The sequence below is a fragment of the Streptomyces montanus genome (genome assembly GCF_005786655.1).
Classification (GTDB): Bacteria; Actinomycetota; Actinomycetes; order Streptomycetales; family Streptomycetaceae; genus Streptomyces; species Streptomyces sporangiiformans.
Genome location: NZ_VBZC01000056.1, coordinates 11812 through 26662, shown reverse-complemented (window position 1 = coordinate 26662; position 14851 = coordinate 11812). Strand labels below are relative to the sequence as shown.

The window sequence follows — 14851 nt, the reverse complement described above, 5'->3', positions numbered from 1 at the left end:
CGTGGATCATGTGGGCCGGGTCGCGATGCTAGGGCTTCCCGAACGTGATCCGACAGGGGCTCGATGGTGCTCGGGCTCCCTGTCCAACGTCACGGCGCCACGCGAGGACCGGTTCAACTCCGGTCACTTCTTTCGGAAGTCATTTCCGGAAGTCGTTGCTGGCCAGGGATGACGGGAGATAACTTCGCCCTGCACCACCTAGTCATGTACCTGCCCGGGCACCACCTGTGTTCGGGCTGGTTACTTTTCCCGGATGATGTGGAGATCCCATGGTTCATCTGCGCTCCAGACGCCGTCTCGCGCTGGCCGTGCCCGTCGTGCTGTCCCTCACCGCCTCGCTCGGCTTCCTGCCGGGTGTCGCCTCGGCCGCGCCTCAGGACGCCCCCGCGGTGTCGGCGGCGGACGGCCCGAAGCTCGCCTACGTGGTCAACACCAAGGCGGACCACCGCACGATCGAGTCGGTGAAGAAGGCGATAGCGAAGGCCGACGGCACGGTCGTCACCACGTACCAGAAGATCGGCGTCATCGTCGTCCACTCTGCCAACCCGGACTTCGGCAAGCAGATCCGTGCCGTGCGCGGGGTGCAGTCCGCGGGGGCGACGCGCACCACGCCGCTCAAGGCGGCGGGGACGACGGACGAGGGCGGGGCGCAGTACCTGTCGGCGGCCGAGGCCGCGAAGGTCGCCTCGAAGAGCACCGCCGCCGGTCAGGAGCCCCTCGAGGCCGACCAGTGGGATCTGCGGGCGATCGGCGCCGACAAGGCCGCGGAGATCAACCCGGGCAGCCGAAAGGTCACGGTCGCCGTGATCGACACGGGAGTCGACGACACCCATCCGGACCTGGCCCCGAACTTCTCGGCATCGCAGTCCGCGAACTGCGTGGGCGGCGTTGCCGACACGAGTGAGGGCGCCTGGCGTCCGTACACCGCCGAGGACTACCACGGCACGCATGTCGCCGGTGAGATCGCGGCCGCGCGCAACGGCATCGGTGTCGCCGGTGTGGCGCCCGGCGCGAAGGTCGCGGGCATCAAGGTGAGCGACCCGGACAACGGCCTCTTCTACCCCGAGAGCGTCGTCTGCGCCTTCGTGTTCGCCGCCGACCACGGCGTGGAGATCACGAACAACAGCTACTACGTCGACCCGTGGCTCTACAACTGCATGGACGACCCCGACCAGAAGGCGATCGTCGACGCGGTGAACCGGGCCCAGCTGTACGCCCAGAAGAAGGGCACCCTCAACCTGGCCTCGGCGGGCAACTCCAACCACGACCTCGACTCGGACGCGATCGTCGACGACTCCAGCCCCGACGACTCGACCCCGGTCACCCGCACCATCGACCCGCACGAGTGCTTCGACGTGCCGACCCAGCTGCCGGGTGTCGTCACGGTCAGTGCGACCGGCGTCACGAGCGCCAAGTCGTACTACTCCACCTACGGCAAGGGCGTGATCGACATCGCGGCGCCGGGCGGAGACAAGTACCAGACCCCGGACACCCCGTCGAAGAACGGCCGGATCCTGTCCACCATGCCGAACAACGAGTACGCCTTCCTGCAGGGCACGTCGATGGCGTCGCCGCACGCCGCCGGTGTCGCCGCGCTACTCAAGTCCAAGTACCCCAAGGCGACTCCGACCCTGCTTCAGGCGCTGCTGAAGGCTCAGGCGGACAACCCGGGGTGCCCGACCGACCCGTACGACGGGGACGGCGACGGTGTCGTGGACGCCACCTGCGAGGGCGGCAAGCGCGTGAACGGCTTCTACGGTTTCGGCATCGTCAACGCGCTGCGAGCGGTCAAGTAGGCGATCCTGTACGCCCCTTCGGAGGCGGGCCGGCTCACACCCGGCCCGCCTCGGACTGCCCGCACGGCCCGTACCACCCGCACAGCCCGTACCACGCGCACAGCCCGCACGGCCCGTACCGCTCGTACAGCGAACGAACTGGAGACTCCATGACAGCGCCTGACCCGCGCTCCCGCCGTGCCATAGCGATTCCACTCGGGATGGCCATGGCGACGGCACTCGCCTTCCTTCCGAACGTCAGTGCGTCGGCGGCCCCCGCCGCGCCCGCGGCCGACAGCGTGCCGCTGCTGTCGGCGGAGGCGAACTCCCTCAGCTATGTCGTGAACGTCCGTCCCGGGTACGGCACTTCCTCGTACGTGAAGAAGGCCATCACCAAGGCGGGCGGCACGATCGTGACGTCGTACGACCGGATCGGCGTCATCGTCGTCCACTCGTCGAACGCCGACTTCGCGAAGACGATCCGTAAGGTGCACGGGGTGGAGTCGGCGGGCGCCACGCGCACCGCGCCGCTTCCCGCACAGTCCACGACCGATGTCGGCACCCCCAAGGTGCTCACCGCCAAGCAGGCGGCGAGCGTCGAAGCCGAGGCCGGGCAGGACCCGCTGGAGCCGCTGCAGTGGGATCTGCCGGCCATCAAGGCGGACAAGGCACACGAGAAGTCACTGGGCAGCCGGGACGTCACCGTCGCCGTGATCGACACCGGCGTCGACGACACGCACCCCGACATCGCTCCGAACTTCGACCGCGACGCCTCGGTCAACTGCGTGTCGGGCAAGCCGGACACGGCCGACGGGGCATGGCGGCCGAGCGCCTCCGAGAGCCCCCACGGCACACATGTCGCGGGTGAGATCGCGGCCGCGAAGAACGGCGTCGGCGTCACCGGGGTCGCGCCGGGCGTGAAGGTCTCCGGCATCAAGGTGTCCAACCCGGACGGCTTCTTCTACACGGAGGCCGTCGTCTGCGGCTTCATGTGGGCCGCCGAGCACGGTGTGGACGTCACCAACAACAGCTATTACACCGACCCCTGGTACTTCAACTGCAAGAACGACCCCGACCAGAAAGCCCTCGTGGAGGCCGTCACCCGTGCCTCGCGGTACGCGGAGAAGAAGGGCGCGGTCAACGTCGCGGCGGCGGGCAACGAGAACTACGACCTCGCGGCGGACGAGATCACCGACCCGGTCTCGCCGAACGACTCCACGCCGTCGGACCGCGTGATCGACCCGTCCGAGTGCCTGGACATCCCGACCCAGTTGCCGGGGGTCGTCACGGTCGCGTCGACCGGCGCGAAGGGCATCAAGTCGTCCTTCTCCAACCACGGCCTGGGCGTCATCGACATCGCGGCCCCCGGCGGCGACTCGACGGCGTACCAGACCCCGGCGCCGCCCGCCACCAGCGGCCTGATCCTGGGCCCTGTTCCCGGCGGCAAGTGGGGCTACATGGCCGGTACGTCGATGGCCTCCCCGCACGTCGCGGGCGTGGCCGCGCTCATCAAGTCGACGCACCCGCACGCCCCCGCCGCCCTGGTCAAGGCGCTGCTGTACGCCGAGGCCGACGCCACGCCGTGCACCGACCCGTACGACATAGACGGCGACGGCAAGATCGACGCGGTCTGCGAGGGCGGCAAGAACCGCAACGGCTTCTACGGCTGGGGCATCGCCGACGCCCTGGACGCCGTGAGCAAGTAGTGGGCGACAAGCAGTAGGCATGCAGGCAGGCAAGCAGTAGGAGGCAAGCAGTAGCTCCCGCGGGGAGTCGAGCCGGGCGGCCGTGGGCCGCCCGGCTCTCGTACGCGCGCTCGGTTACGAGAGGATCCTCTGCCATGGACGTGTACGAAGATCCCGCCACGTGGACCCCCTTGCCGACGCGCCCTCGGGGGCTGCTCATTGTGCGGTTCGCCGCCACGGTGGTGTTCCTTCCGGTACTGATCGTGCTCTGGATCGTGGCCGCGCTCGGCTTCATCGCCGTCGGCCTCTTGACGGAGGTGATCGCGGCCGTCAGCTCCTCGTACGAGAAGGGGCTGCTGAAACTGATGGAGCGGACGCTGGACCGCCTGTCGGGGGTGCCCGCGTGGGGCGTGACCTGGAGCGAGCTGCGGCACGAAGGGGACGCCGCGTACTACGGGGCGCGGGTGGACAAGGTGGTCGCCGACTGGACGCGCAAGGCGTCGGCCCCGCGCCGGCCCAAGAAGTCGCGGCCACCCGTCGAGTGCGCGATACCGGTACGGGACTACCGGGGCGTGGGCGGGCGTCACGTCGCCGAGGTCGCGCTCGCGCAGGGGTGGGAACTGCGGCCCACCGATGTGCGCAAGGAGGTGCGCCTGTGGTGGTCGGCCGCCTCCCGTGTTGACTGAGTACACCCGGCATAGTGCCGGATATGACGAGTTCAGGGGTGACGGGTACTGGGGTACCGGGTTCAGGGGTGACGGGTACCGAGTTCGCGTGGGCCGCGCTGGGCGGAGCGCCTCACCTGGTGTCGCGTGTTTCGGCCGTGGCGCGGGACGGGGCGCTGGACTCACGGTTGCCGGTACGGGAGTTGGCGCGGGCCTGTGTGGGAGCCTGTGCGCTCGCGGGCGCGGAGCTCGCCGCGCGGCGGAGCGGGCGGCGTGCCGGGCGGGAAGTGCCCCGGGTGCGGGTCGACGACGGGGCCGTCGCGACCGCGTTCGTGAGCGAACGGCATCTGCTGGTGGACGGACGGGCGCCGGTCACGTTCGCGCCGCTGTCCCGGTTCTGGCGTACGGCGGACGGATGGGTGCGTACGCACGCGAACTATCCGCATCACCGGGCACGGCTGCTGAGGGCTCTGGGATTGCCGGCGGACGGGTCGGCGGAGGCCTCGGTGGACGCCGTGGGCGCCGCTCTCGTGGAGCGGTCGGCCGTGGACGTGGAGAGCGCGGTGGGCGCGGCCGGAGGGCTCGCCGTGGCGCTGCGTACGCCCGAGGAGTGGGCCGCGCACGAGCAGGGCGCGGCGGTGGCCCGGCGCGGGCTGCTCGAGCGGGGGTGGTTGGACTCCTCGGCGGTACGCGTCCTCGCGCCCCTCGCCGGTGATCCGCTGTTGCCCGCCGCCGGCCTGCGCGTGCTCGATCTCACCCGCGTCATCGCCGGGCCCGTCGCGACCCGGACACTGGCGCTCCTCGGCGCGGACGTCCTGCGGGTCGACCCGCCCGGGCTGCCCGAACTCGCCGACCAGCACGCGGACACCGGCTTCGGCAAGCGGTCCGCCACGCTCGATCTCACCACCGATCGGCGCGCCTTCGAGGAACTGCTCGCCTCGGCGGACGTCGTCGTCACCGGCTACCGTCCCGGCGCCCTGGACCCCTTCGGGCTCACCGCACAGGCGCTGGCCGAGCGCAGGCCGGGGATCGTGGTGGCGCAGCTGTCGGCGTGGGGTGCGTACGGGCCGTGGGGCGGGCGGCGCGGGTTCGACAGCCTGGTGCAGGTGGCGACCGGCATCGCGGCGTTCGAGGGGTCCGAGGAGCGGCCCGGTGCGCTGCCCGCCCAGGCCCTCGACCACGGCACGGGATATCTGCTCGCTGCCGCCGTACTGCGCGCGGTCACCGAGCAGTTGGACGAGGGCGGGACGCGGTTCGCGCGTCTGGCGCTGGCGCAGACGGCGGCGTGGCTGGTGAACGGGGTCGGTGGGGGCGAGCGGCGGCCACCCGGGGCCTCGCAGGCCGACTCGTACGACGGTCCCGAGCCCTGGCTCACCGAGGCGGGCAGTGGGCTGGGGCGGCTGCGGTACGCCCTTCCGCCGGTCTCCTTCGCGGGTGGTCCGGCGGACTGGTCGCGTCCGCCCGGGCCTTGGGGCGAGGATGCCGCACGGTGGAGCTGAGTCACCTGGCGGCCGGATGCGTATGCATGGGCGGAATGCCGTTCCGTCAGTTGTTTTCCAGCACTTGCCCTGATCTGTGGCGCCTGGTGAAGATCTCGAGGTGAGTCCGATAAGACCGAGTGCCGACGCCGGTGGTGAGGCGGGCGCCACCCCGGTGACCGAAAACCCGGTGACCGCGACCCGTGTGACCGCGATCCGAGTGACCGCGGCCGGTGGCCGGCGTGCCGCCGTCGTGCTCGCCCTGGTGGCCCTCGCCGCGCTGATCCCGCTCCTCGGACCGCCCACGGCGCTGCGTGGCACGGGTGAGGCCGCGGCGCCCGGCGTCGGCGGGATCGCCCTGCTGCGAGCGGTCCTGTTCGCGGCGGTGTGCGTCTCGGCGGGCGAACTCTTCGCCGCCCGGCTGGCCCGCCGGGTACCCGGCGCTCCCCTGGAGGACGCGCCTCGCAGCTGGGCCCCCGTCGCGGCGGCCGCCGGCTTCGTCGCCGCACTCGGCCTCGCCTCGGTCGTGGCGACGGGCAACCTTCTGCCGCGCCGGCTCTCGGACATGGACATCGGCGGCCTCTACCAGACCCGGGACGGCACGCTCGCGCTCCTGGAGGTCAACGCGTTCGTCGTGGCGGGCCTGTGCGCCCTGTCGCGCCGGCCGGCGACCCAGGTGTGGCCGCTCGCCGCGGTGGCCGTCGCGGAGGCACTGCGCGTCCACCCCACCACCGAGGACAGCCCGCTGATCGGCTCGGGCCTGACGCTCGTTCATGTGACGTGCGCCGCCCTGTGGGTCGGCGGTCTGCTGCACGTCCTGCGCATACTGCGGAGGTGGCGGGCCACCGCTCCCGGGGAGGGCATCGCCGTATTGGGCCTCTACGCGCGCGTGGCGGCCCTTCTGTTCGCCGCGATCACCGTGACGGGCGTGTGCAGCACTCTGCGCCGGATGCCCGCCGGCTCGGTCCTGGAGCAGCTGACCGCGACGGCCTACGGCCGCACCCTGCTCGCCAAGGTACTCCTCGTGGGCGCCGTCGCCGTCCTCGCCCTGTGGGCACGCCGTCGGCTGCGGCGGTCGTCCGACCCGCTCACCGCCTACTCCCCCGCCCGCGCGGAGGTCGTCGTCCTGGGAGCGGTCGTCGCGCTGTCGGCCGCGCTCACGGCACTGCCGGTGCCGATCCGCTGGTGACGAGCATCAGGTGGTGACCATGGCCTCGCGGTCGGTGCGCCGGTCCATCACGCCACGCACCAGCAGGAGTTGTGCGGCGATGTAGGTGAGCATGATCCAGAAGTCGGGTCGCGGGAGCTGCGGCCACTCGGCGACTCCGGTCGCGATGAGGGTGTCCGAGAGCATGAACAGGACGCCGCCGAGGGCGGCGGTGGGCCCGAGCCGGGTGGCTCGGTACGCCATGGTGGTGAGCAGCACGCTGTAGGCGGTGACGGGGACGCGCAGCTCCGGAGGCAGGTCCGGCCACAGCAGCGTGACAGTGGTGACGAGGGCGAGGCCGTAGCAGCCCGCGAGCCGGGCTCCGGGTGGCGTCCCCTTTCCCGCGTGCCGCTCGGGGGGCGTCCCGTATCGCCTGAAGAGAAGCAGGTAGCAGAGGTGCCCGCAGGCGAAGGAGCTCATCCCCGCCAGGAACGCCGCGTCGTGGTGGGAGAGCAGGAGCGTGTCACCGCCCCACCCGAACAGGAGCGCGGCGACGAGGAGCCCAGGGCCACCGCACAGGCCCGCGTGGGCGGCGAGCAGCGGCATGAGGAGGGGCTTGGCGACGGCGTGGCCGATGCCGGAACCGGCCGCCAGACAGACGAGATCGGCGAGGGCGACCAGACCGAAGGCGACGAGCGGCACGCGGGCGCGCCGCTCGCGGGCCGCCGGATCGCGGCTCTGTCTCACGCGGCCGTCTCCGTGGCGGGCTCGGCGCGCGTCTTGTCGATGCCGTCCGGCGTCGGATGCCAGCCGGGCCCCCCGAACACCCGCCCCGCCCGCTCACGCCAACTGCTCGCCGCTCTCAGGTCCCTGGCGATGGCGGCGTACTCGTGCGTGGCGACCCTCAGCGGGTTGTATGTGTCGATGTTCTTGGTCAGGCCGTACACCGGCCGCTCGGTCTCCGGGACGAACGAGCCGAAGAGCCGGTCCCAGACGATGAGGATGCCGCCGAAGTTCCGGTCCAGATAGCCCCCTTGGGAGGCGTGGTGGACCCGGTGGTGCGAGGGCGTGTTGAAGACGAACTCGACGGCGCGGGGCAGCTTCCCGATGCGCTCGGTGTGGATCCAGAACTGATACACGAGATTCGCGGACGAACAGAACGCGAGCGCCGCCGGATGGACACCTACGGCGACGAGAGGAACGTAGAACGGCCAGACGGTCCAGCTGGTCCACGGCTGCCGCAGTGCCGTGGTGAGGTTGAACCGTCGGCTGGAGTGGTGCACCACGTGACAGGCCCAGAGGATCCGGATCACGTGATGCCCGCGGTGCGACCAGTAGTAGAAGAAGTCCTGCGCGAGCAGCATCAGCGGCACGGTCCACCACAGGACGGGCACGCGCAGCGGTGTCAGCGCGTAGATCGCCGTGTAGAGGGCGACGATCGGGATCTTCCACAGGAAGTCGAAGGCCAGACTGCCGAGCCCCATGCCCACACTCGTCAGGGAGTCCTTCGTCTCGTACCCCGCGGCCTCCTCGTCCGGATGGATCCGGACGCTCACCACCTCGATGACGGTGAGCAGCACGAAGGCGGGTATCGACCACAGCACGACATCGGGGAGGTTCGGCATGGATGCACCGTAGGACCCCTGGTGAACTGCGGCTAGACGTTGTTACCCACAAGTATTACCGGGGGTACGCGCTTGCTTCTTGGCCATCTCCACCAAGAGCCGGTGGTCAGCACGCGCGAACGGGAGTGATGGAGAGGACCTGGTCGGCGGGAATGCTCCGTCTCACGCCTGCCGACCCCTTCTTCCGCCCCGAGCCACTCTTTCCGTCGATCCTGAGGGTCAACGCCCGGGTGTCGCTCACCAGGAGCTCTCCGCAGCGGGGGCCCTGGACCGTCATGACCAGCACCTGCGGCACCGCGGTTCCGGACTCCTTGCCGGACTCCTTGCCGTCCTCCACGGGCACCACCCAGGACACCCCGATGGCCGCGACGATCGCGCACAGACCCGCGACGGAGCATCGGCGTGCGGTGGTCAGAGCGTCTTGGGTCCGCTCGACCTCGTCCAGCACGGCGGCGAAGAGCTGGTCCCCGGTCAGCCAGGTCTGCTGCCCCACCTGTCCGTGCGCGGCGCGCACCGCGCCGAGAGCACCCGCCAGCAACAGGAAGAAGGCGGAGACGAGCAGCCCCGCCGTGGTCCAGCGCCAGACGGCCGACATCCCGGCCACACTCTCCCGGCCCTTGAGCACGAAGACCACACCCACCAGGCCGGTGAGCCCGGTCAGCCCGTTCCGCCACCCCTCGGCCTGACGGCGCACGGCGGTGAGCTGATCGAGTTGCAGCTGCTGCCCGAGCTGCGCGAACCGCTTCTTGGTCAGGTCGGTCACGGAGTCGGTCCCTGGGTGGGTGGAGGCACGGGTACGTCCCAGAAGGCGCCGCAGCCCGCGTCGGGCGACTCCGGGGGCTTCTCCGCGTGGGGGTAACCGCACATGCAGTAGACGAGGATCGTGCCGGTGAGGGGCTCGGGCCTACGTCGCCTCCGGCCGAACAGGCCCTTGGCCGGACCGAGTACGCCGGACGAGACACGGAAGACCGTGGTGACCCGGCAGACCGGGCAGGGCCCCGTCACCGTGTACCAGCGGCCGTCGTCCGACAGCTCGACGGTGAAGGGGGCAGTGGGCTGGACTTCCACTTCGCGGAAGTCGGTGTGCTCGTGGTCGGACACCCCGGTGCCTCTCAGTCGGTGTCGGCCCGGTAGGGCTCAGCGGTGGGGGTCGGCGCCGGTTCGGCGGGACAGACCTGCGGCAGGGCGAGCCCGAACAGTTGCGCATACAGGGCCAGTCGGTCTCGCACCCAGTGGGTCGGCCGCTCCAGCTCCCGGGCCGCGACGGCGATCCGCTCGGCCGTCACCTCCCCGGAGAGCGCCGGGGCTCGGCCCGTGTACTGCTCTGTCAGCAGGATGAGGTCCTCCCAGCCCGGAATGATGTCCAACTCCGGTCGTGACACTTGGAGTTCGAGCCCGAAGGGCAGGTAGAGCGCAAGGCGGTCCCAGGCACGGTCCATCGGCCAGCCGAAGCGCGCCGCCACGCGGAGGAGGTCGAGGGGGCCCACCGGGCGGTCACCGACCAGGTCCCGTTCGAACAGCTCGACGTCGTGTGGTGTGGGGCGGTGGGCGCGCCAAAGAGCGTCGGCGTCTTCGGTCTCGCGCCAGAGGGCGCCGAGAGGGGCGTAGCGGCTCAGGGCCGCGACGCTCTCGCCGAGAGTCCAGCCACGGGCTCGGGCATGGGCCACGAGCAGGTCCGGGGCAGGGATGTTCCAGCCCGCAGGGGCGTCGTCGCCGCAGCACGCCTCGACGTCCGCCTCGGTGGGATACATGTCCGCGAGATCCTCCGGGAACGGGCCGGCAAGCTCGGACATGTCCAGATCGACCAGAGGGCCCAGCGCGACCAGCCGCGTGAACGCGGCACCGAGCGACATCTCCGCGTATCCCGCAACGGCGAATCCGTAGGCTCCGCCGACGCCGTCCACGACCTCAGCCTCGCCCGAGTGCTCCGGCAGCAAGTCCCAGTCCCTCTCCGAGAGGGCAAGCCAGTCCTCAACGAGACTCGCGGCCCGTTCCTGCACGAGGCCCGCGGCGGCGAGTGCCGTGAGGCTGTCCACCATCTCCTCCGCGTCCGCCTGCACTCCGCACACCGCGATCGCGGTGTCGAGAAGCGGAACAGGGGTCACCGAGGGGTCGGCCCGGCCCCCCTCGTAGGGACGCTGGGAGGGCACGGCCGCGCCCAACAGGTCGCTGTCCAGCCTGCTGAAAGTGCGTGCGGCGCAATCGCCCGGATCCGGAACCGGTAGCTCCATGGCTTCGAATATCTTGGCGTAGCGGTCCAGGACTTCGGAGACACTGATCGACAACATGCCCGAGGCACGGGCCAGTTGACGGAGCGTGAGCCGGTCATTCCTGGAATTGACGGGGACACCGAAACACCGTTCGAACTCTTTCCCCTGTTCCCTCGTCCAGCCGTCGGGAAGCCACCCTCCCACTGGCATCGAGGGATCCCGCACGGCCGGTTGGGATGTCAGCCCCAGCCAGCCATACCGGCGCGTGACCTCCGCGTACTCCTCCTCGGAAGGAAACGGTTGGAACCCCGGGGCTCCATCCCCTCCCACGACCTGCGGGTGCCAGCGGAGAACCCCGACATCCCGCTTTGTGGCCACCACGCCCCGAGGGGCCTCGGAAACAGCCTCAGGGATCTCCAGGTTGAATCCGACCGCCGCGAAACGCCGTGCCCGGCCGAGTGCTTCGGCCAGCGGAAGTTCCGGCCGCTCGCTGAACCGTTCGAGTACGGAGGAGAGGTCACTGGTCTGGCCCTGAGGACCCCACAGGGAGAACAGGGACTGGTCATCGCGCTCAGCAAGGATCGCCCTGTCCACGGGGTCGAGCAGCACGCGATGCACCGCTTCCAGATCAGGCACAGCCGGCACCGCCATCCCCGCGATGGCATAGCGTCGCAGCCGCCGCAGCACGCCGCCGAGCGTCTGCGCGGCGTCCTGGGACCGCGACACGGCCGCCCTCCGGACAGAGGCGAAATTCGGTCCCTGCCAGTCCACGCGGGACTCCCACGCCTGGGGCCCCGGATAGCCCGCCGTCGACTCGGGTATCGGCAGAGACGACCAGTTCGCCGACAGTTCGATCCGTGCGGCTCGCAGCACGGCGGCCCGCCAGGCGAACAGACCCGTGTCCATGTGGCCACGGCCCATGGAGATGAGACCGCCGTCTTCGTCCCTCAGCGCCGCCATGACCGTATCGGAGGGGAAACAGCCCACCTGTCGAATGGCGACTTCGACGATCCGGTCCCAGCTGAGCCTGCTGGCGACACGAGCTCCAGCGGCCAGCAACTGCTCCGAGATGCGCACAGCGGCTTCGGGACTCGACTGGGAGAAGGCCCACAGCCACTCCAGCTTGAACCACTCGGGCAGGGGGAAGCGGGTGCACGCGTCGAGGATCTGCTGCTCGACCCACGCCCGGTCGTACGAGATGATCTCGGTTCTGCTGGTGCTGATCTCCGGCTTGTGGGTCTCCCGAAGGTCCACCACCGTGCCGAAACCCTCTCGCCCATGATGCTGAATCCAGTCGTACGCGGACCTTTTCCTCGTGTCGGTCCTGACGCTGTCCCCAACGGCCACACCGTCCGCCAGCAGGCCTCCGTGCCCTGGCACCCACCACAGGTCCCGGCCCGCCCGCACCGGGGCGTCAGCATCACCCCCGTAGTAGAGGACGTCGCTCTTCCAGGTGCGTCGAACGCTTCGGCCGTCCTCGACACGCATGGCGAAGTCCGACCGCCAGATCTGTTTGCCGAGTTCGTCCGCGACATCGACGTCGTCTCCCTGAAGGTAGAGCCGCACCCGGGTCCCACCGTTCGGCTGTGACTCCTCCCCCGGCCGCACGCGGAACAGACTCCCGCTCGAGGCGATGTCCACCCGCAGCCCCTGCCCCGACTCGGCGTGCCCGTACTCGTCGGTGGGCCGGGTCCAGATGCTGATCTCGTCGGCCAGCATGAAGTAGCTGAAGACGCCCACTCCGAAACGGCTGTTGGGATAGATGCGCAGGTCCGGATCGGCGCGCCGCCATCGAGCCTGTTCCCTGCGGTACTCGCGGGACTGCTCGAAACGGCGTCCCGCGCGGGAGAAGGTGCTGCGAAGTGCCTCGCGCCCCATACCGACGCCGTTGTCCTCGCACTCCACGTAACGGCGTCCCTCCTCGTCCACGTCCTGCCGGAAGACGATCTCGCCCTCCCAGCTGTACGGAATGTTCCGGCCGGTGCTGCCGTAGCGCAGGCGGGCCTGCCGATAGCGGCAGGCGTCCAGGGCGTTCTGGTAGAGCTCGCGCAGGGCCAGTGTCTTGTCGCCGTACAGCTGTGTGCCCATGAGGAGTTCGCGCATCTCGTCCTCGGCGAGGCCGAAGCGCATCAGGGGCACACCGTAGGCGTCGCCCTTGGTCACCGGGTCGTACTGCGGCCCCAGTTTGCGGCAGGTGATCCGCTCGGGAAGATGAGCCAGCAGTTCGGCGGCGCCGGCGTACCGCCCGATGCGCTGCACGGCGTCGTCCGTCCAGTCGACCAGCACCTCCAGTGCCGCGTGAACGGCCGGGTGCGGGCACTGGAAGTCGAGGTCGAGGGTCCGGGTGAACCGGTCCCTCCTCCAGCGCAGGGCCTGCAAGCTCTCCACGGCCTCAGCGGGTTTGAGGCCGTTCGTGACGCCGACGTTGTCCACCAGGACGCCGGGCAGTTCCCTGAGATCACAGCCGAGGAGCCCGGCCACGGAGATCAGGCAGGAGAGTTCGCCGGGGCGCCAGCGCTCCGTCACCGTGTCCGAGGAGTGCACGAGTTCGTCCAGGCGCCAGCGCGCGTCGGGTATCTCCCTGTCACTCTCGTACGCCTGACTGGGAATGACACCGGTCTGGCGGCAGATGCGCACCAGTTCGTCGGTGAGCTCACCGATCCGCGCGGACGGAGCGTCGTCGCCGATCATCGCCTTGGCGAGCGGGAGGAGCAGTTGCGGGGCGTATGTGTCCCACAGTTCCTCCTTGCCGCTGATATGGCGGTGCAGCAGCCAGGCGGCGACGGCCCGGGCATCCTCCCCCCGTTCGCGGTCCTCCACTCCCCGTTGGCGGTCGGCCAGTTCGCGGCCCTTGCGCCAGATCAGGGAGTGCGCTGCGAAAGTGTGCTCAAGGTCGACCCGCTCCGGTACGCATCCGGCGGCGCCGGTGGCCGGGTCGAGCCGGAGGGGGTCGACCCGGCTGACGTCCTTGGCTCCCATCGCGTACACGGCTTCCCGCACGAAGGGAGCCGCGGCGAGGATCGCGAACTCTCCTGGGTCGAGCAGGGGCCCGCCCTCGGTCTGCTGGGGCGCGAGCAGAGGCTTGAGCCCCTTGCTCAGGACACGCACGGGGTAGTCGTCGTCCGCCCAGGGGTCCGGGAGTTCCGCCTGCACGGAGCTGTGCCACTGGGCACATTCCCCCGTGAGCCGCACCAGGGCCTCCTGAAGCCGCTCGCGCCGGTCCTCACCGCACCGCACGCCCTCCCACAGCTGTGGATCGCGGACCGCGACGGTCCAATCCTCCTGAAGGGTCCGCCCCGAGCAGAGCTCGACCTTGGAAATGACATGGGAACCGCTGGTCGACCAGTGCGGGTTGGGCGTCTGCTCCTCCCCTGCGGCCCGGGCCAACTCCGCGGTCCTGCGGATGGTGTGGGTGATGACATCGCCCACGGTGCGCGGGGAGGTGTCGGCGTGCAGGGCGTCGGCGAGCGCCCGCGTGAAGTGGCTGCCGTGTTCCTCGTCCGAGCCACAGGTTTGGCCGGGGCCACAGCCGAACAACACGGCCACCCGGCCGGGTGAGGAGGGGAAGCTGGTCGTAGGCCCTCCGTTCGCCGCACCGTCCGGGCCGGCGGAATCACGGCACGCGTCGACGGTGAGCAGGACGGTGTCCGCCTTGCAGCCCTTCAGCAGTTCGGCCAGGTCCAGGCCGATCAGGTCAGCGAGGGCGACCTCCGGCGGGTCGGTGGCCCAGCTCAGCTGTGCGTCCGCGGGGACGAGGAGATCGGCGCCGTCGACGGACTGACCGTGCCCGGTGAAATGGATGAGGACCGTACCGTCCTCCGGCGGGGTGCAGCACACGCGGCTGATCGCACTGCGTATGCGCGACTGGCTGGCGACCTTGTCGGGGGTGAGACCGATGAACTCGACGTTGTATCCGGAGGAGTCGAGGGCATCGCCGAGTAACGCGGCGTCCTTGCGTACGACTGCGGTCAGGTCCGGGAAGCGGTCGGCCAGTTCATACTGCGGAACCCCGATGATCAGTGCCCGTCTGTTCTCCCCCATGGCGGCCGCCTCCCCCTGTGGTGTCCCGCAATGCAGGTCAGGATGTCACAAGGGGGGCGTACGGTTCCCAGTGTTCGCAGGTCCGCACGGGAAAGTCATGGTCCGTCAGCCAGCGGCGGCCCACCTCGCGCGAGCGCGCCCACGACGCACCTCCACCGCCGACTGGTCGTCCTGTCGGCCGAGTTCGGCCGGCGAGGACGGCGAGGACGGCGAGGACGGCGACCG

General features: G+C 70.3%; 10 protein-coding genes. 5 read left to right on the top strand and 5 right to left on the bottom strand.

Annotated features, from left to right (window positions below; genetic code table 11):
* Positions 1–269 precede the first annotated feature (269 nt).
* From FE633_RS36275 to FE633_RS36255, 5 genes are all read left to right on the top strand, one after another.
* A complete protein-coding gene (locus FE633_RS36275) occupies positions 270–1796 on the top strand; it encodes a S8 family peptidase (RefSeq protein WP_138049424.1) in 1527 nt (508 codons plus the stop codon).
* 149 nt (positions 1797–1945) lie between these two features.
* Positions 1946–3481 (top strand): S8 family peptidase, encoded by a 1536-nt coding sequence (locus FE633_RS36270; protein ID WP_138049423.1) that lies wholly within the window; start codon positions 1946–1948, stop codon positions 3479–3481.
* A 134-nt stretch (positions 3482–3615) separates the two neighbouring features.
* On the top strand, positions 3616–4146 hold the full coding sequence (locus tag FE633_RS36265; RefSeq protein WP_138049422.1) for a hypothetical protein: 531 nt from the start codon (positions 3616–3618) through the stop codon (positions 4144–4146).
* A gap of 23 nt (positions 4147–4169) precedes the next feature.
* The gene (locus FE633_RS36260; RefSeq protein WP_138049421.1) at positions 4170–5624 is read left to right on the top strand and encodes a CoA transferase; all 1455 of its coding nucleotides are present in this window, start codon (positions 4170–4172) and stop codon (positions 5622–5624) included.
* 169 nt (positions 5625–5793) lie between these two features.
* Positions 5794–6792: a CopD family protein gene (locus FE633_RS36255; RefSeq protein WP_138049461.1), complete on the top strand. Its 999-nt coding sequence runs from the start codon at positions 5794–5796 to the stop codon at positions 6790–6792.
* 6 nt (positions 6793–6798) lie between these two features.
* Here the strand turns inward: FE633_RS36255 and FE633_RS36250 are convergent, their stop codons facing one another.
* From FE633_RS36250 to FE633_RS36230, 5 genes are all read right to left on the bottom strand, one after another.
* Positions 6799–7497 carry a lysoplasmalogenase gene (locus FE633_RS36250; RefSeq protein WP_138049420.1) on the bottom strand — a complete coding sequence of 233 codons (699 nt, stop codon included), beginning with the start codon at positions 7495–7497 and terminating at the stop codon, positions 6799–6801.
* On the bottom strand, positions 7494–8375 hold the full coding sequence (locus FE633_RS36245; protein ID WP_138049419.1) for a sterol desaturase family protein: 882 nt from the start codon (positions 8373–8375) through the stop codon (positions 7494–7496). Before FE633_RS36245 ends, FE633_RS36250 begins: the two co-directional genes overlap by 4 nt.
* A 106-nt stretch (positions 8376–8481) precedes the next feature.
* A complete protein-coding gene (locus tag FE633_RS36240) occupies positions 8482–9138 on the bottom strand; it encodes a hypothetical protein (RefSeq protein WP_138049418.1) in 657 nt (218 codons plus the stop codon).
* On the bottom strand, positions 9135–9476 hold the full coding sequence (locus FE633_RS36235) for a hypothetical protein (RefSeq protein ID WP_138049417.1): 342 nt from the start codon (positions 9474–9476) through the stop codon (positions 9135–9137). Before FE633_RS36235 ends, FE633_RS36240 begins: the two co-directional genes overlap by 4 nt.
* Before the next feature lie 11 nt (positions 9477–9487).
* Positions 9488–14626 (bottom strand): HD domain-containing protein, encoded by a 5139-nt coding sequence (locus FE633_RS36230; protein ID WP_138049416.1) that lies wholly within the window; start codon positions 14624–14626, stop codon positions 9488–9490.
* Positions 14627–14851: the final 225 nt, after the last annotated feature.